This window comes from Methylocaldum sp. 14B (assembly GCF_002005105.1).
GTDB lineage: Bacteria > Pseudomonadota > Gammaproteobacteria > Methylococcales > Methylococcaceae > Methylocaldum.
On record NZ_MSCV01000002.1, the window covers coordinates 195,580 to 213,596 of the forward strand.

The following is an 18,017-nucleotide window of genomic DNA, read 5'->3' on the forward strand; positions in this document are numbered from 1 at the left end:
TCTTAAGTGGACGAAATCGGTAGACGTCTAGCGGACGGAATAACCGCGTTAAACATACCGTTTACGCCGGAGCAACACGAAAAGCTTTTGGCCTTTCTGCGCTTAATCCAGAAATGGAACCGGGTTTACAACTTGACGGCCATCCGCGAATTGCGGACGGGAGTGGATTTGCATCTGCTCGACAGTCTTACCATTTGGCCGTATCTCCGGGGCGAAAGGATACTGGACGTGGGAACCGGGGCCGGTTTGCCGGGTATTCCCTTGGCTGTCATGAGCGAGAGCAGGCATTTCGTTCTGTTGGACAGCAACGCGAAGAAGACCCGTTTTGTTCAGCAGGCCGTGATCGAATTGGGTCTCGCGAACGTGGAGGTCGTCACCTCGCGGGTGGAAGACTACCATCCGGACCACGGATTCGACACGATATTGGCGCGGGCTTATGCGAGCCTTGCGGAAATAATGGAGACAACGCGCAGAATGCTGGCTCCCCACGGCGTGATATTGGCTCAGAAAGGGCAGTTTCCGGAGGGCGAAATACAGACCCTTAAAGACTCGCCGGTTAAGAGTCATCGTTTAAAGATTCCGGGTCTGGACGTCGAACGTCATTTGATCGAAATAGCTATCGGCTGAGGAAACCATGGGCAAAATTATTGCGGTAGCCAACCAAAAGGGGGGCGTGGGTAAAACGACCACCAGCATTAACTTGGCTGCGTCGCTTGCGGCGATCAAGCATCGCGTTTTGCTTGTGGATCTGGATCCGCAAGGCAACACGACTATGGGATGCGGCGTTGACAAGAAAAGTCTCAAAAATTCGTCTTACGACGTATTGACGCGTCACGCCACGGTACGCGAGGCCGTCAAATCTTTGACCGAGATCGGCTTCGATCTTCTGCCGGGTAATGCCGATCTGACTGCCGCTCAGGTCGAACTGATGAAACAGGCAGGCAAAGAGCGCGCGCTTGCCGAGGCGCTCAAGAGTTGCCGCGACGATTACCAGTTCATCCTCGTCGACTGCCCACCGTCGCTTAACGTGCTGACGCTCAACGCCTTGGTCGCTGCGGACAGCGTGTTGATTCCCATGCAGTGCGAATATTACGCCTTGGAAGGACTTTCGGATTTAATGGATACGCTGGGGAATATCCGCGACTCGGTCAATCCGGAACTTCGTGTCGAGGGTTTGCTTCGCACGATGTACGATCCACGCAGCCGGCTCGCCAATGACGTTTCCGCGCAATTGATCGCCCATTTCAGCGATAAGGTCTTCCGCACCATCATCCCGCGCAACATTCGGCTTGCCGAGGCGCCGAGCCACGGTTTGCCAGCGATAAAGTACGATAAGTCTTCTCGAGGAGCCGTCGCTTATCTGGCCTTGGCGGGCGAAATCGTGCGACGCAATCAAAAATCGCGAAAAATTCCTTCAATTCTTCAATAAATTCAAGTCATGACGGCAAAAAGACGAGGACTCGGCCGCGGCCTCGATGTCCTGTTGGGCGGCGCGAAACTCGAAAACGAGACCGAGAAGCTCAGAACGCTTTCCATAGATCAACTCAGGCCGAGCCGTTTCCAGCCGCGCAAGGATATCGACCCGGCGCGACTTCAAGAATTGGCCGATTCGATCAGTGCGCAGGGCGTGGTCCAGCCCGTGGTGGTCAGACCTATGGGCGACAGCCAGTACGAAATCATCGCCGGCGAGAGACGGTGGCGGGCGGCCCAACTGGCAGGATTGCACGATTTGCCGGTGGTCGTGCGCGAGGTTACGGATCAGACCGCCTTAGCGATCGCCCTTATCGAAAATATCCAGCGAGAAGACTTGAATCCTCTCGAGGAGGCGGAAGCCCTGAAGCGCCTGCTCGAAGAGTTCGAGATGACCCACCAGCAGGTCGCGGATGCCGTCGGCAAATCCCGGGCTACCGTCAGCAACTTGCTGCGCTTGAACGAACTTCATCCGGATGCTAAGCATCTTCTGCTTACCGGTGCCATAGAAATGGGACACGCTCGGGCGATACTCGCGCTGGAATTTCAGCTTCAGGCTGAAATTGCCCGTAAAGTCGCTTCGGCAAAGTTGAGCGTTCGTGCTACGGAGTTGCTTATCCAAAAGCTCCGGGATGGGCAAAAGGCGCGAAAACCGGAGATGAAGGATCCCGACATTCGCCGCCTCGAAGAGCGAATCGCCACGCGAATCGGCGCTCCCGTGCTGATCAAACACGGAAAAAAAGGCGCCGGACAACTCGTCATCCATTACGACAGCCTGGATCAACTGGAAGGTGTGCTCGATCGCTTGAAATAAACATGCAACATTGATCTTCCGCATTTTGGTTGTTATCATTCCGAAGCATTTGTTTGGGGGCCCTCAATGGGTGCGAAAAAGTTGTTTTTCGCCGTCAAGCGGGTTCTGTTGATGCAGCTTCTTGCGATTGCACTGATCGGCGGTTTCACGTTGGCCTTCTTCGGTTGGCTGGCAGCTAGGTCAGCGTTGCTCGGCGGGTTGATAGCCTTTTTGCCGAACGTCTATTTCGCCGCAAAATTCGGATTTTCCGATAAAACAAGAACGGCAAAAGACATCGTGAGATCGTTTTATATCGGCGAAAGCATAAAAATAATCATAACCGCCGGTTTATTTATTTTAATTTTCCAACTGCCTAACATTTTATTCCTGCCATTATTTGCCGGTTTCGTATCGGTATTGATGGTATTTTGGTGTGCGCTTTTGATGCGCGATATCGAACGCTAACGAGAGAGAATATGGCGACAGAAGAACACGGCTCTGGCGGGGCAACTGGATATATCGTTCACCACTTGACCCCCTTATCGACCGGCGAAGGATTCTGGACATTTCATCTGGATACCCTGTTTTTCTCTGTTTTCTTAGGCGGCTTATTCGTCATTATTTTCCGCAAGGCGGCTGAAAAGGCGACTTCCGGCGTACCCGGCCCCCTGCAAAATTTTGTGGAGATGATCGTCGAATTCGTTGACGCTCAGGTCAAGGATAGTTTTCATGGGCGTAGCGCGTTAATCGCACCCTTGGCGTTGAGCATCTTCGTCTGGGTATTCTTGATGAACTCGATGGACCTTATTCCGGTCGACCTGTTGCCCGATATCGGCAAGGCCATCGGGCTCGACTATCTTCGCGTGGTTCCCAGTACGGATTTGAACGCGACCTTTGCGATGTCGATTTCGGTGTTCTTCCTGATTCTGTTCTACAGCTTCAAAGTGAAGGGGCCGATTGGTTTTGGGAAAGAAATGATTCTGACCCCTTTTCACAGTGTATGGATGATCCCGTTCAACCTGATTCTGAAGCTTGTCGAGGAATTGGCGAAACCGGTATCTCTCGGCCTTCGTCTTTTCGGAAACATGTATGCCGGCGAGCTGATTTTCATATTGATCGCGCTGCTGCCTTGGTACGTGCAGCCCTTGCTGAGTTTCCCCTGGGCGGTCTTTCATATTCTGATCATCACTTTGCAAGCTTTCATCTTCATGGTTCTGACCATCGTATATCTGAGTCTAGCCCACGAAGATCATTAATCTCTTTCAATCAACCTTAACGTTCGATAATTCGGAGGAACAATGGAAATCGCATCTGTATCTGGCATGACCGCAATCGCCGTGGGCATCATCCTGGGCCTGGGCGCCATGGGAACCGCTATCGGTTTCGGCCTGTTGGGCGGCAAATTCCTGGAAGGCGCCGCGCGTCAGCCGGAGATGGTTCCGATGCTGCAGGTCAAAATGTTCATCGTCGCCGGTCTGCTCGACGCCGTAACCATGATCGGCGTGGGTCTCGCTCTGTTCTTCACTTTCGCCAATCCGTTCCTGTCCGCACTCAAGGGCTAAAAAAGCCGCGATTGCGACGCTTTAATGGCAAACAACCAAAGAGGAAAGCGCTGTGAGTATTAACGCCACTCTGATCGGCCAAATGATCACATTTGCGCTTCTGGTGTGGTTCACCATGAAGTACGTGTGGCCGCCTTTGATGCAAACGCTCGAGGAGCGCAAAAAGAAGATTGCCGACGGTCTCGCTTCGGCTGAAAAAGGCAAGCATGAGATGGAGTTGGCCGAGAAGCGCGCGACCGCTTTGTTGCGGGAAGCTAAGGATCAGGCCGCAGACATCGTAAATCTAGCGCAAAAGCGCGCCAGCGAGGTGGTCGAGGAATCCAAGCAATCGGCGAAGGATGAAGGCGAGCGGATCGTTGCTGCGGCGAAAGCCGAGATCGAGCGCGAATTGCAGCAGGCGAAAGAAGGTTTGCGTCAACAGGTAGCGGTGCTGGCCATTTCTGCGGCCGAGCAAATCCTGCAGAAAGAAGTGGATCAAAAGAAGCATCGGGAAATTATCGACAACCTCGGTAAGCAGTTGGGTCAAGCATAATGAGCGAGTTAACGACGTTGGCGAGGCCTTATGCCGTTGCGGTTTACAAGAGGGCCAAAGAAACGGGAACGGCTGATAAGTGGAGCGACGCGCTCGCTTTCGTCACTCTGCTCATGCAAGACGAGCAGTTAGCTAAAGCCGCGGCCAATCCCAAGGCTAACCGCGAGCAGTTTTCGGAGGCTTTTCTCGGTCTCTGCAAAGATCACCTGGACACTGAGGCACAAAATTTTGTCCGGCTGCTGATCCGGAATCGCCGGCTTGACCTGGTTAAATATATCGCCGAGCTATTTAACCAATATAAGGCCGAGGATGAAGGATACATCGAGGTAGACGTCAGCACGGCTTTTCCGTTGAAAGACGCTGAACAAACGCGGTTGTCTTCCGTGCTGGAGCGTGTTCTGGAGAAAAAAGCACGTTTGCGCGTCGATGTCGATCCAACTTTGATCGGCGGCGTTTACATCAAGGCGGGTGACCGGGTGATAGACGCATCCATCCGCGGCCAGGTTGAAAGATTAGCAAAGAGACTCTGGACTTAGAGCGAGAAGAATCATGCAGCTGAACCCATCTGAAATCAGTGAACTCATTAAGAAGCGAATCGAGCAGTTCGATATAGGTGCCGAGGCCCGCACCGAGGGCACGATCGTTAGCGTGACCGACGGCATCGTCCGCATCCACGGCTTGACCGAAGTGATGCAGGGCGAAATGATCGAATTCAAGGAAAATACCTTTGGTATGGCCCTGAACTTGGAGCGCGACTCGGTTGGTGCGGTAGTGCTCGGTGCCTATGAGCATCTGGCTGAAGGCGATACCGCGAAATGCACTGGGCGCATTCTTGATGTTCCGGTCGGCGAGGCATTGCTCGGGCGTGTTGTGGACGCTCTGGGCCGGCCCATAGACGGCAAAGGTCCCATTGAGACCAAGGAACGTTCACCCATCGAAAAAATTGCTCCCGGCGTTATTGCTAGACAGTCGGTCAGCCAGCCGCTACAAACCGGCCTGAAGGCGATTGACTCAATGATTCCGATCGGCCGAGGCCAGCGCGAGCTGATCATCGGCGACCGCCAGACCGGGAAATCGGCCATCGCCGTCGATACCATCATCAATCAGAAAGGCACGGGCGTTAAATGTATTTACGTCGCCATCGGCCAGAAGCAGTCCTCGATAGCCAACGTGGTCCGGAAACTCGAGGAACACGGCGCGATGGCTCACACCATCATCGTAGCCGCTTCCGCTTCCGAATCCGCGGCGCTGCAGTTCATCGCACCCTATGCCGGATGCGCCATGGGCGAGTTCTTCCGGGATCGCGGCGAGGATGCATTGATCATCTATGACGATTTGACCAAGCAGGCTTGGGCATACCGCCAAATTTCACTGCTGCTCCGCCGCCCGCCGGGTCGCGAAGCTTATCCGGGCGACGTTTTCTATCTGCACTCGCGTCTTTTGGAGCGTGCCTCCAGAATCAACGCGGCCGAAGTCGAAAAATTGACCGGCGGCAAGGTCAAGGGCAAAACCGGCTCACTGACCGCGTTGCCGATCATCGAGACACAGGCGGGAGACGTATCGGCTTTCGTTCCGACGAACGTGATTTCGATCACCGACGGTCAGATTTACCTTGAGACCAATTTGTTCAACGCGGGCGTCCGTCCGGCCGTGAACGCCGGTCTTTCCGTATCCCGTGTGGGTGGTGCCGCTCAGACCAAGATCATCAGGAAATTGGGTGGCGGTATTCGTCTCGATTTGGCCCAGTTCCGTGAGTTGGCAGCATTCGCGCAGTTCGCCTCGGATCTGGACGAGGCTACGCGGAAGCAGATCGAGCGCGGCCAGCGCGTTACCGAAATCATGAAGCAAAGCCAATACTCCCCGCTTAGCGTGGCGCAAATGGCCGTATCTCTGTTCGCCGCCAACGAAGGCTTTTTGGACGATCTCCAAGTCAATCAGGTGAAGGATTTCGAAGACGGTCTGCAAAATTACATGAAGTCGGAACATGCCGATCTCATGGAAAAGATCAATGCGACCGGCGACTACAATGACGAGATTCAATCGGCATTGCACGCTGCGGTTACGAAGTACAAAGAAACCCACACTTGGTAGGGATTGATCGATGGCCGTCGGAAAAGAAATCCGTCTGAAGATCACGAGTATCAAAAATACTCAGAAGATCACGCGGGCCATGGAAATGGTGGCAGCCAGCAAGATGCGCAGAACCCAGGAACGAATGCAGGCTACGCGGCCGTATTCCCGGAAGATCGCGCAGATCATCAAGCATCTGGCTCACGCGAACCCGGAATACAAACACCCATTCACGATCGAGAGACCGGTAAACCGGGTCGGGGTCATTCTGATTTCGTCCGATCGGGGACTGTGCGGAGGGCTCAACGCCAATTTATTCAGATTGGCTCTGCGCAGAATGCGCGGATGGAACGCGGAAGACAAGGCCGTCACCCTAAGCACGATTGGCCAAAAGGGTACCGCGTTCTTCAGTTCGATCGGTGCAAACGTGGTTTCTCAGGCGACCAAGCTCGGCGACCGTCCCCATCTGCAGGATATCATCGGCGTCATAAAGACCATGGTCGACGAATATTCCGAGGGCAAGATCGACGAGTTGTACGTTCTTTACAACGAGTTTCTCAATACGATGACTCAGAAGCCGCGGCTCGTCCAGCTGCTTCCCATCCGACCGGAGGACATCGGTGAAGAACAGAAAGGCCAGTGGGATTACATTTACGAGCCTGACGCGAAGGAAGTGCTCGATCAGCTGTTGATCCGGTACGTGGAGTCGATCGTTTTCCAAGGTCTGGTGGAGAACAACGCCTGCGAGCAGGCGGCGCGAATGGTCGCAATGAAAAGCGCATCCGACAACGCCGGAAAACTCATCAAAGAGTTGCAGCTGATCTACAACAAAGCGAGGCAGGCGGCCATTACCCAGGAGATCGCGGAAATCGTCGGCGGCGCGGCTGCGGTCTAAGCGAATCGTTACAGAATAAACGCAAGAGTTTTTACGAGGACAGTCATGAGTTCGGGCAAAATCGTACAGATTATCGGCGCCGTGGTCGACGTGGAGTTCCCACGGGAGACCCTTCCCAAAGTTTACGACGCACTAAAGGTGGATGATAAAGACCTGGTGCTCGAAGTTCAGCAGCAGCTCGGTGACGGTATTGTCAGAACGATCGCCATGGGCAGCACCGACGGTTTGATGCGCGGGTTGAAGGTAACGAATACGGGAGCTCCGATTTCCGTACCCGTCGGTAAGGAAACCTTGGGTCGAATCATGAACGTCTTGGGCGATCCGATCGACGAGAAGGGCGCGATCGGCGAGAAGGAGCGCTGGGCTATTCATCGGAAAGCCCCGAGCTTCCAAGATCAAGCGGCGGCCAATGAGCTGCTGGAAACCGGCATCAAGGTTATCGACTTGGTCTGCCCCTTCGCCAAGGGCGGTAAAGTCGGCCTGTTCGGCGGCGCCGGGGTCGGCAAGACCGTAAACATGATGGAGCTGATCCGCAACATCGCGATCGAACACAGCGGCTATTCGGTGTTTGCAGGCGTCGGCGAACGGACGCGCGAGGGGAACGACTTTTATCACGAAATGAGCGAAAGCAACGTTCTCGATAAAGTGTCGCTGGTATACGGCCAGATGAACGAGCCGCCGGGCAACCGTCTGCGCGTGGCGCTGACCGGCTTGACCATGGCAGAGTATTTCCGAGACGAAGGCCGCGACGTGCTGCTGTTCATCGACAACATTTACCGCTACACGCTGGCGGGTACCGAAGTATCCGCGTTGCTTGGCCGTATGCCTTCCGCGGTTGGATACCAGCCCAACCTGGCGGAAGAAATGGGTGTGCTCCAGGAACGGATTACTTCGACGAAGGTGGGGTCCATCACCTCGATTCAGGCCGTGTACGTCCCCGCCGACGACTTGACCGACCCGTCTCCGGCAACCACCTTCGCCCACTTGGACGCGACCGTGGTTTTGTCCCGTCAGATCGCCGAGCTGGGTATCTACCCGGCGGTAGATCCTCTCGATTCGACTAGTCGCCAATTGGATCCGCTCGTCGTCGGCCAGGAGCATTATCAGGTTGCCCGCAAAGTGCAGAGCACCCTGCAGCGCTACAAAGAGCTTCGCGATATCATCGCGATCCTCGGCATGGACGAACTTTCGGAAGAAGACAAGCTGACCGTTTCCCGTGCGCGGAAAGTGCAGCGGTTCTTGTCGCAGCCGTTCTTCGTCGCCGAAGTATTCACCGGCTCGCCGGGCAAATACGTATCCCTGAAGGATACGATCTCAGGATTCAAAGGGATCGTCGAAGGGGAATACGACGATATTCCCGAGCAGGCGTTCTACATGGTCGGCAGCATCGACGAAGCCCTGGAGAAAGCCAACCGGGGCGCCGCATAATTCAAAGAGAAAAAGCACTATGGCTATGACGATCCACGTTGATATCGTGAGTGCGGAGGCGGAGATTTATTCCGGGCTCGCGGAATTGGTGGTTGCTCCGGCCGAAATGGGCGAAGTGGGTATTGCCGCACGGCACGCACCATTCCTCACCCGGCTGAAGCCGGGCGAGGTGCGGGTAAAGGTTAACGATCAGGAAGTCCATCCGTTTTTCATTTCGGGCGGCATGCTCGAGGTTCAGCCCCATGTCGTGACCATACTCGCCGACACCGCCGTTCGCGCCAAAGACATCGACGAGGCGGCAGCGCTGGAAGCCAAGAGACGTGCGGAAGAGATGCTGTCGGACAAGTCCGGCAAGATCGATTACGCTCTGGCACAGGCACAGCTCGCCGAGGCTGTCATGCAGCTTCGAACCTTGGAGAAATATCGGAAAGGCCGCGCGTAAGTTCAGCCGTTTTCGAGACCCAGCAAAATACCGGGCACGCCGCTCCTGTATTTTGCTGGGTTTTTTAGTTTTTCACGTTAATATAAATACGAGTATCCGGTCGCTGTTTTCGATCGGGTCGAACCAGTCCTTATTTTCCGCTTCTTCAACAAGGAAAAACGGAAGATGCCTTTGGAAATCGTCATCCTGGCCGCGGGCCAGGGAACGCGTATGCGTTCGTCCCTTCCCAAGATACTCCATAAAATCGGCGACCGTACGCTACTCGAGCATGTATATGCATTGGCCACCCGGTTGTGCCCCGACAAGATCACTGTGATCTACGGACATGGTGGCGAGACAGTTCTCAAGAGCCTCGAGCACCTGAAGGTCATCTGGGTCGAGCAGAAGGAACAGCTCGGCACCGGCCATGCAGTCATGCAAGTTGCGGACGACATCGACGAAGCGCGCACGGTTCTGATTCTTTATGGCGATGTGCCCTTGCTCGGCGACGAGACGGTCGAAAAGCTGATTCCGCTGGCAGAGGCGGATCAGATGGGGCTGTTGACGGTCGATCTTGCCGACCCTTACGGCTATGGCCGCATCGTCCGGGATAGCAGCGGTCGAGTGGTCAGGATCGTGGAAGAAAAAGATGCCACGCCGGAGGAGCGTAAGATCAGCGAAGTCAATACGGGAATTTTGGCCATAAAAGGCAGACACCTCAAAACCTGGCTGAGCCGGTTGGAAAACAATAATGCCCAGCGGGAGTATTACCTTACCGATGTGATCGCCATGGCGGTTGCCGATGACGTTCGGGTGGAAACGGTACAGCCGCACGATCCGGACGAAGTGCTGGGCGTGAACAACCGCGAACAGTTGGCTCACCTGGAACGGGTTTTCCAAAGACGAGTGGCGGAAGATTTGATGCGGAACGGTGTCACCTTGCGCGATCCGTCGCGTTTCGATGTGCGGGGAGAAATCGAATCCATCGGGCGCGACGTGGAAATCGACATCAATGTCATTTTGGAGGGCCGGATCAAACTCGGCGATAACGTCCGCATCGGTGCCAATTGCGTGATCAAGGACAGCCAGATCGCCAACGACGTGGAAATTCTTCCGAACTGCGTCATCGAAGATGCCGTGATCGGCCAGGGCTGCCGCATCGGCCCGTTTGCACGCATCCGTCCGGAAACGCGGATCGAAGATCACGTCCACATCGGCAACTTTGTGGAAGTCAAGAAGTCGGCGATAGCCAGTCGTTCCAAGGTCAATCACCTCAGCTATATCGGAGACACGATCATCGGCCGCGACGTGAACGTCGGTGCCGGCACGATCACCTGCAACTATGACGGCGCCAATAAACATCAAACCGTCATAGAAGACGGCGCGTTCATCGGTTCGGATACCCAGTTGGTCGCGCCGGTCAGAGTCGGCAAGAATGCAACCATCGGTGCCGGAGCAACGGTTACCAAGGATGCGCCCGAAAATGCCCTGACCCTCAGCCGAGCGAACCAAGTTACCATCGAGGGTTGGCAGCGACCCACCAAGAAAAGGAGTTGAGTCATGTGTGGTATTGTTGGTGCCATCGCACACAGAGTCGTTACCCCCGTCCTGCTGGAAGGACTTCGCCGTCTGGAATATCGCGGCTACGACTCGGCGGGGCTGGCGGTATTGGACGATTCCGCTCAGCTTCAGCGTGTACGCAGAAAAGGGAAGATCAGGGAGCTGGAAAAGGCTTTGGAAACTTCCTTAGTCGACGGCAAAGTCGGCATAGCTCATACCCGTTGGGCGACACATGGCGTTCCCTCCGAACGCAACGCCCATCCTCATATCTGCCGCGAGTCCGTGGCCGTGGTCCACAACGGCATCATCGAGAATCATGACGATCTTAGAAAGGAACTCCGGCAAAAGGGATACGATTTCGAATCGGAAACGGACACCGAAGTCATCGTCCATCAGATCCACGGATTTTTGGAGGAAGGTCTGAGTCTTTTCGAGGCCGTCAAGGAAACCTGCAAGGTGCTCGAAGGGGCTTATGCCATCGGCGTGATCAGCATCAACGAACCGAAGCGGCTGATCGCCGCGCGCCACGGCAGTCCATTAGTGGTGGGGTTGGGCGAGAGCGAAAACTTCATCGCCTCCGATGTCTTCGCGCTAGTCGGTGAAACGCAGCGTTTTATTTTCCTCGACGACGGCGACATCGCCGATTTGTCCACGGAGGCGGTCGATATTTACGATAGACACGGAAATCCGGTACAGCGGCCCGTCCATGAAACGAAATTGGCGGCCGACGCCGTTGAGCGCGGCGAATACCGCCACTACATGCAAAAGGAAATTCATGAGCAGCCGGTGGCAATCGAAAAAACCCTCGACGGGCGGATACGGGCCGGAAAAGTGCTCGATGCCGCTTTCGGGCCGTATGCCGAGAAAGCGTTCGACCACATCAAATCGGTTCAGATCGTCGCCTGCGGTACCAGCTATCATGCCGGCATGGTGGCGCGCTACTGGATGGAATCGATCGCGGGACTTCCGTGCAGCGTGGAAGTGGCCAGCGAATTCCGTTACCGCAAGAATGTGGTTCCGCCCGGGACCCTGTTCGTCAGCATTTCGCAGTCCGGCGAAACCGCCGATACCTTGGCGGCGCTGAAGGAGGCCAAGAAGCTCGGCTATGCGCACACCCTCGCGATCTGCAACGTGCCGGAAAGCTCGATCGTTCGGGAATCCGAATCGACCCTGATGACTCGAGCCGGTCCCGAAGTCGGCGTCGCCTCCACCAAGGCGTTCACCACCCAGCTGACCGCCCTGCTCCTTCTGGTCGTCGCTCTGGGCAAGCGCAACGGGCTCCCGCAGGAGCAGGAAGCGCGGATCGTCAAGGAGCTTGAAAGTCTGCCGGAGCAAATCGAGCGAGTTTTACTTCTGGAGGACGAAATTCAGCAATGGGCGGAACGTTTCGGCGACAAGCGTCACGCGCTCTATCTGGGACGTGGTGCCCATTATCCGGTCGCGATGGAGGGTGCGCTCAAACTGAAGGAAATCTCCTATATTCACGCCGAAGCGTATCCGTCTGGCGAGCTCAAGCACGGCCCTCTCGCGCTCATCGACGCCGAGATGCCGGTAGTGGCGGTTGCTCCGAACAACGAACTTCTGGAAAAGCTCAAATCGAATCTTCAGGAGGTTCAGGCCCGGGGCGGCGAACTCTACGTCTTCGCCGACGTGCGCGTGCCCATGGAGAGCGCGCCGGGCGTCAATTTGTTACGCGTCGCGGAGACCGAAGAGATCGTTGCGCCTATCGTCTACACGGTGCCCTTGCAGATGCTCGCCTATCACGTCGCATTGATCAAAGGTACCGACGTCGATCAGCCGCGCAACTTGGCGAAATCCGTCACTGTCGAGTGAACCGGATCGCGTGACTATCAGTCCTCAGAACTGACGTTCCGAACTACGGATGGTGGTCCGCTGGGCTGGCACGTAATCCACGCCAGCGGGTGGCGAGTAATTTGAAGATCAAGCCGGTGCCGAGTCCCCAGGCGCCATTGATCAGGAACGCCGTTGCGAGCAAAGGAGGGTGCCAGCCGCCTCCCAAGGGCCGGCCCTTGAGCGGAAATACCACCAAGAGCGCCACCAGCGACGGCAGAATGGCGCCGAACAGGAACGCTGTCACCCAGTAGCCGGGAGGCGGCGGAAACCGGGGTTCTACCAGCGCAAACAAAAAACCCCAGACGCCGCCCCAGAAGGCCAACGAGAACACGGCCGGGATGCCGAACGGCGAGGTTGGCGCCAATGAGAACGGTGCGAAAGGCGCCAGACCGACGGCCCAAAGCAGCGCCAATGTGAGCTGGTGGAAAATCAGTGTGGCGAAAAAGCCCGCGACAAAACCGAACAATCCCCGTGTCGCAGTGTCTATGGGCGTATCGTGATAAGCCATAACAGGTTTCCTCCTGAATAATGATTCCCGTATCCCGCTTGAAACCAAGCGCGGCGCCATTACGATGAGCTTCTGGCCAGCGGTTAGCCCCGTTTAAATTAAGACTTCATGCCGCTGGGCAGGTTTCGGATCGGCTTATTGCAGGGACCGGTCATTCATAGCGAAAGACCGACCCTGCGGCGCGCATCGAGGCAGTTTCCGCTGCCGCGGGTAAAGTCGCGGCAGGTTCTTGGACGGTCGTCGTAGATCACGCATGCGTAGCTCTCGGTGGAAGTGCCGCCTCCGGACAGCGCAGCACAGCGCGAGCCGTGTCGCCGCAGCTTGCTGCGGGCATCGTGAATGATGACGAGGGTCGGATGGCGCTTGATCACCGGCTCGCGCTTGGAGATCTCGACCGAATCATAAGCCTCGCGGCAACACGCGCCGCAGGTAAGGCAATCGAGCTCGTCGGCCGGTTCGAAACGCGAGCACGCCGGCGCATCGCTTGGCAGCCGGACGCCGGGCGCATGCCGGCAGCGCAATCCCCGGCGCTCGACGAACGCCCAGGCACAACCGGTACAGCCGCGGTCGCTATGATACGCCGCGATGGGCGCGTGCCCCGCCGGATGCCGAGTGGGTGGTTCGGCCGCCTTCGTCCACAGCGAAGGCATCGCGCTTTCGCCGCAGGCGTCTGGGCCAGCATTAGCGTTGTGCTTCACACGGGGAACTAAAGCCGCAATGGCCGCGCTGGCGGCGAGCGCCTCGTCGAGGTGCGGCGCCCAACGGTGCTGCGATGCCCGCCAAGCGGCAAGGCGTGCGGCGACACAGCTACGCTCGCGGCGCCCTCCCTCTTTCGGCGACGCCGTGAATGGATCGGCGGGCAGCGACTCCCAAAAGCTTACGCGGAAATCGGTGGTCGGCGCGAAGAAATCCCGCAGGCCCACGCTATCGGCCAGATAGGCTTGCAGCCGCAGACAAGCATGCTCGCGCCATGGATTTCGGCCACCGCTGCCGACTAGCCCCCAGTCTACCTGTCTTTCGCCGGCTTCCCCTTCGACCAGGGCATGACATAGCTCGTGAAGAATCATCTGGGCGAGCGAATCGTCAGGGTCGAGGATGTCGTCGGTGCCGATGAAGATCGTGCCGCGCCCATCGGTCGAGGCGTAGGCGTGCGGAGTGCGTTCGATGCGAAAGCCCACGCGTTCGGCGCAGGCAATCCACACCAGCGCGAGCGGGTCGTCGTAACGATGGGTCGGGCAGCGGAGGAACTCGGTCATGTCGGATGCCGGCAAATCGGGTCGCCGATATTACCAGGTGGAACCTTGTCCGTCTTCAAGGCGAGACCGGCGCATCCGCGAACACACCGTAAAGCCAGATCATCCCTAGAGCGGCCAGCGTCAACCAAATCATGACGATAAAGGCTCCGGCCGCATAACTCACCGGTTTGTTGCCGGGCGTGAATGCGTCTGCAGCCGCGGATCGGCATTCGGCGAGTACCGCGGATGGAATCAATCGAATCACCAAGGCCAGTCCCAGCGGAATCAAGACTAGATCGTCGAGATATCCCAGCACGGGGATGAAATCCGGGATGAGATCGACCGGGCTGAACGCATAAGCCACGATCGCGGCCGCGAGAAGCTTTGCATACCAGGGCGTTCCTGGATGACGGGCGGCCAGATACAGCGAGAAAGCCTCCGCTTCGAGGCGGCGGGCGCGTTGCTTAAGCTCGATCAAGAGTGACATGGGAAAAGAATTGTGCAAAGGCGGGCTGCGGTTCTTCCGTTCGCAACGAGCATGCCGATCTAAAACCGCTACGCAAGCGATCCGACAACCGGTTCAGGGCGCGCGGCGATTGGCTTCATAAACGGGCATCAACTGCTGAGCCTTTACCCGCATGCTTTGCAGGCGTTGTTCGGGATCGGGGTGAGTGCTGAGCCAGTCCGGACCGCCGCTGCCTCCGACTTTGATCATTTTCTCCCAGAGGGAAATAGCGGCAAAAGGATCATATCCCGCTTTGGCGGCGAGCTCGATGCCGACCGCGTCCGCCTCGCTCTCGGCCTTGCGGCTGTTGGGCAACTGCAAGCTGACGGTGGCGACGGTATCGGCGAGGCCGGCCACGCCGCCCAAGTTATAGCCAGCGATTGCCCCGGCCAGAACGCCTAGGCCCAAGCCAAGCTTTTGAACCTGAAGGCGCGACATTTTCTCGGCCTGGTGCGAGAGCAAGGCGTGAGCGATTTCGTGTCCCAGAACCTGAGCCAGTTCGTCGTCCGTGGGACGGATTTTCTGAAGCAGTCCCGTGTATACGGCGATCTTGCCGCCGGCCATGCACCAGGCATTTACTTGATCGCTTTTCAGAACGTGCACCTCCCATTGCCAGTGGCGGGTCTCCGGACGCAGCGCTGCGGCTTGTGCAATTAACGGCTGTGCTATGGATCGAACCCGATTGACCGTGGCGGGATCTTCGTCTAGGACCTGCTGTTTTTCTGCATTCAGCAGCAATTGGTCGTAAGCCTGTGCGGAGTACCGGGCGGCCTTGTTGTCGCTGACCAACATGATCTGACTGCGGCCGGTGATGGGATTGGTCGCACAGCCGGCGATTCCGACAGAAAGCTGGATGGCAAGAAGAGCAGCCAGGAAGCGATTCACCAAGTGACTTTGCCTCGACATAGCGCCGGATACCCCCGATTTGACGCCGAAATCGACGAAAGATTCGGCTGGTTCCGGTCGAGAGCTTCCGACGAGCCGTGCCGAACGGCCTGGCCATGCAGTGGCGCTATTGGTCACGGTGCCCTTTTTGCTCGATGCGCTTGAGCAAGGCAAAAAGATCGCTGTTGGTCGAAAGAACGACCGTAGATTCGCCGTTGATGACCTTGCGATAGGTTTCGAGGCTCTTCAAGAAACGGTAGAAGTCGGCCGCCTCGGGGCGCTGCGTGTATGCCCTGGCATAGATCTCCGTCGCTTTGGCATCCGCCTCGCCGCGAATTTCCTGAACCCGTTTGTAGGCGGCCGATTCGATTTCGTTGATGTCGCGGTCCTTGTTGCCGGAAATGCGCGCGGCTTCGCCCTCGCCTTCGGATCGGAACCGCTGGGCAATCTGTAGCCGCTCGCTGATCATGCGTTGGTGGATGCGCTCGAGCACGCCCGGATTGTAATTGATCCGCTTGAGCCGGATGTCCAGAAGCTCGATGCCGAACTCGGCCAGTTTCGGAGCGGCGGCGTTGAAGATGCCTTTTTCGATTTCCAGCCGACCGTATTGGATCGGACGCAAAACGCCAAGCCCGCCTACTGCCGATAGCGCGCCTGCGACGCTTTCATCCTGCAGCGGTCGACGCGTTTTGTCGGTGCGAACCACCTCGATCAGTTCGTGCCTGGCTATCGCCGTGCGCGTCTCGCTGCCCAAGATATCTTCCAGACGCGATTGGGCGCTCCGCTCGTCCCGCAGGCGAAGGTAATACTGCATGGGATCGGTGATGCGCCAGCGCGCGAAGGTATCCACCTGAATATAGGTCTTGTCCTTGGTCGACATTTCCACCATGGGTCCGTCCCAAGCCAGATAACGTTTGTCGAAACGGGTGACCTGCTGGATGAGAGGCAGTTTGAAATGTAGACCGGGGTCGGTAATGGGGTCGCGGACCGGCCTGCCGAACTGGGTAACGATTGCTTGCTCGGTTTCGTTGACCGTGAATGCGGACAGCAGTACCAATGCGGCCGCCAAGAGCGCGAGAAGAATCGCGAGAGTCTTAGCCAAGCTCATTTATTTTTCCTCCGGCAGCCGTGCGGGTAAGGGAAGCATCGGCAGGATCTGCTGTACCGATTCGTCCACGATGATCGATTGCTTGGCCTCGGGAAGAACGTCGCCCAGCGTTTCGAGGTAAAGACGCGCCCGGGTGATCTCCGGCGCCTTGATGTATTGCTCGAGAACGGCGCTGAACGCGGCGGCATCGCCCTCCGCCTCGTTGATCCGCTTGAACCGGTAGCCTTCGGCTGCGCGGATTTTCTGATCCGCCTCGCCACGGGCGCGGGGCACGGCTTTGTTGTATTCGCCGTTGGCCAGATTGATGGCATTCTCCCGGTCCTGCTGCGCCCGATTCACTTCGTTGAACGAGGGTTGCACGGGTTCCGGCGGATTGACGTTTTTCAACTGCACCTGATTGACGGAAACGCCGAGGCGATAGCGGCCCGCCAATTCCCGCAGCCGATCGAGGACCGATTCCTCGATTTCCTGGCGGCCTATAGTAATGATTTCGTCGACTGTCCGGTCTCCTACGACTTCCCGCATGACCGATTCGGAGAGGTCCCGCAGGGTCAGTCCCGGATTGCGTACCGCGAAGAGGTAAGTCTCGGGTTCGGTGATGCGGTATTGCACGACCCACTCGACGAGCGCCGCATTCAAGTCTCCGGTCACCATGGATTTTTCCTTTTCCGGCTCCTTGCCCACCTGATCCGGGTGGGTGTAGCCGGGTGTGACCAAACCGAATTCCAGCTTGAGTTGCCGCTGGGTCGGCACCTCGATCACGTTGTCGATGCCGAACGGAAGTTTGAAATGCAGGCCGGGCGGCACTTTAAGAATGTATTTTCCGAACCGGAGCACAATGCCTTCCGATTCCGCCGGTATTGTGTAGTACGAGGTCCATGCCAAGACGATGAGCAATAGAATCAGGAGGATTCGCGGCAGAGAGATGGGCGGCGGGCCGGAAAAACGTCCGAACAAAGGTTTTACGTTACTCACGAAGTTCTTCCTTTGAAAAACATATTAAGCCGTAGTCCGGCAAACTCTAGCGATATGGAACAGCTCAAGGATAGCCCTATAACGCGTGCATGTGGATGCCACATCACAAGCTTTCCCCGGATGCGAAGTCTCAATTTGTCTGAAACTTAAGCCGGTGCAGTTCGGCAAAAAGTAAATGATTCGGACGGTTTGATTCAGCATCAGAGTTCTTGTTGC

20 protein-coding genes are annotated in these 18,017 nt (G+C 56.8%); 14 read left to right on the forward strand and 6 right to left on the reverse strand.

What is annotated here, in order from left to right; genetic code table 11:
- The first annotated feature begins 6 nt into the window (after positions 1-6).
- The 14 genes from rsmG (at position 7) to glmS (ending at position 12,564) form a co-directional block, all read left to right on the forward strand.
- The gene (rsmG, locus tag B2A78_RS02375; RefSeq protein WP_077728307.1) at positions 7-627 is read left to right on the forward strand and encodes a 16S rRNA (guanine(527)-N(7))-methyltransferase RsmG; all 621 of its coding nucleotides are present in this window, start codon (positions 7-9) and stop codon (positions 625-627) included.
- A 7-nt stretch (positions 628-634) separates the two neighbouring features.
- Complete coding sequence (locus B2A78_RS02380; RefSeq protein ID WP_077728308.1) at positions 635-1,429, forward strand: ParA family protein; 795 nt, start codon at positions 635-637, stop codon at positions 1,427-1,429.
- A 9-nt stretch (positions 1,430-1,438) separates the two neighbouring features.
- Positions 1,439-2,284: a ParB/RepB/Spo0J family partition protein gene (locus B2A78_RS02385; RefSeq protein WP_077728309.1), complete on the forward strand. Its 846-nt coding sequence runs from the start codon at positions 1,439-1,441 to the stop codon at positions 2,282-2,284.
- Positions 2,285-2,350: 66 nt separating this feature from the next.
- Positions 2,351-2,728, forward strand: coding sequence for an ATP synthase subunit I (locus B2A78_RS02390; protein WP_077728310.1), 378 nt, complete (start codon positions 2,351-2,353; stop codon positions 2,726-2,728).
- 11 nt (positions 2,729-2,739) lie between these two features.
- The gene (atpB, locus tag B2A78_RS02395) at positions 2,740-3,519 is read left to right on the forward strand and encodes a F0F1 ATP synthase subunit A (RefSeq protein ID WP_077728311.1); all 780 of its coding nucleotides are present in this window, start codon (positions 2,740-2,742) and stop codon (positions 3,517-3,519) included.
- A gap of 48 nt (positions 3,520-3,567) precedes the next feature.
- Complete coding sequence (gene atpE, locus B2A78_RS02400; protein WP_202901216.1) at positions 3,568-3,825, forward strand: F0F1 ATP synthase subunit C; 258 nt, start codon at positions 3,568-3,570, stop codon at positions 3,823-3,825.
- A 52-nt stretch (positions 3,826-3,877) separates the two neighbouring features.
- Positions 3,878-4,357: a F0F1 ATP synthase subunit B gene (locus B2A78_RS02405; RefSeq protein ID WP_077728312.1), complete on the forward strand. Its 480-nt coding sequence runs from the start codon at positions 3,878-3,880 to the stop codon at positions 4,355-4,357.
- A complete protein-coding gene (locus tag B2A78_RS02410; protein ID WP_077728313.1) occupies positions 4,357-4,893 on the forward strand; it encodes a F0F1 ATP synthase subunit delta in 537 nt (178 codons plus the stop codon). The genes B2A78_RS02405 and B2A78_RS02410 overlap by 1 nt, the downstream gene beginning before the upstream one ends.
- Before the next feature lie 10 nt (positions 4,894-4,903).
- Positions 4,904-6,448 carry a F0F1 ATP synthase subunit alpha gene (gene atpA, locus B2A78_RS02415; protein ID WP_276205320.1) on the forward strand — a complete coding sequence of 515 codons (1,545 nt, stop codon included), beginning with the start codon at positions 4,904-4,906 and terminating at the stop codon, positions 6,446-6,448.
- 10 nt (positions 6,449-6,458) lie between these two features.
- Positions 6,459-7,322, forward strand: coding sequence for a F0F1 ATP synthase subunit gamma (gene atpG / locus B2A78_RS02420; protein ID WP_077728315.1), 864 nt, complete (start codon positions 6,459-6,461; stop codon positions 7,320-7,322).
- A gap of 45 nt (positions 7,323-7,367) precedes the next feature.
- Positions 7,368-8,750 (forward strand): F0F1 ATP synthase subunit beta, encoded by a 1,383-nt coding sequence (gene atpD, locus B2A78_RS02425; protein ID WP_077728316.1) that lies wholly within the window; start codon positions 7,368-7,370, stop codon positions 8,748-8,750.
- Between the two features lie 19 nt (positions 8,751-8,769).
- Entirely contained in the window at positions 8,770-9,192 is a 423-nt protein-coding gene (locus B2A78_RS02430; protein ID WP_077728317.1) for a F0F1 ATP synthase subunit epsilon, read from the forward strand.
- Between the two features lie 165 nt (positions 9,193-9,357).
- On the forward strand, positions 9,358-10,728 hold the full coding sequence (gene glmU, locus B2A78_RS02435) for a bifunctional UDP-N-acetylglucosamine diphosphorylase/glucosamine-1-phosphate N-acetyltransferase GlmU (RefSeq protein ID WP_077728318.1): 1,371 nt from the start codon (positions 9,358-9,360) through the stop codon (positions 10,726-10,728).
- A gap of 3 nt (positions 10,729-10,731) precedes the next feature.
- On the forward strand, positions 10,732-12,564 hold the full coding sequence (gene glmS / locus B2A78_RS02440) for a glutamine--fructose-6-phosphate transaminase (isomerizing) (RefSeq protein ID WP_077728319.1): 1,833 nt from the start codon (positions 10,732-10,734) through the stop codon (positions 12,562-12,564).
- Between the two features lie 43 nt (positions 12,565-12,607).
- Here glmS and B2A78_RS02445 read toward each other — a convergent pair whose 3' ends face one another.
- The 6 genes from B2A78_RS02445 to hflK form a co-directional block, all read right to left on the reverse strand.
- Complete coding sequence (locus B2A78_RS02445; RefSeq protein WP_077728320.1) at positions 12,608-13,093, reverse strand: hypothetical protein; 486 nt, start codon at positions 13,091-13,093, stop codon at positions 12,608-12,610.
- Positions 13,094-13,248: 155 nt separating this feature from the next.
- A complete protein-coding gene (locus tag B2A78_RS02450; RefSeq protein WP_077728321.1) occupies positions 13,249-14,349 on the reverse strand; it encodes a YkgJ family cysteine cluster protein in 1,101 nt (366 codons plus the stop codon).
- A 55-nt stretch (positions 14,350-14,404) separates the two neighbouring features.
- Complete coding sequence (locus tag B2A78_RS02455; RefSeq protein ID WP_077728322.1) at positions 14,405-14,815, reverse strand: YkvA family protein; 411 nt, start codon at positions 14,813-14,815, stop codon at positions 14,405-14,407.
- Between the two features lie 93 nt (positions 14,816-14,908).
- Positions 14,909-15,718: a M48 family metallopeptidase gene (locus tag B2A78_RS02460; protein WP_240502378.1), complete on the reverse strand. Its 810-nt coding sequence runs from the start codon at positions 15,716-15,718 to the stop codon at positions 14,909-14,911.
- A gap of 127 nt (positions 15,719-15,845) precedes the next feature.
- Positions 15,846-16,826 (reverse strand): protease modulator HflC, encoded by a 981-nt coding sequence (gene hflC / locus B2A78_RS02465; protein WP_077728323.1) that lies wholly within the window; start codon positions 16,824-16,826, stop codon positions 15,846-15,848.
- Positions 16,827-17,801, reverse strand: a complete 975-nt coding sequence (gene hflK, locus B2A78_RS02470) for an FtsH protease activity modulator HflK (RefSeq protein WP_077728324.1) — start codon at positions 17,799-17,801, stop codon at positions 16,827-16,829.
- Positions 17,802-18,017: the final 216 nt, after the last annotated feature.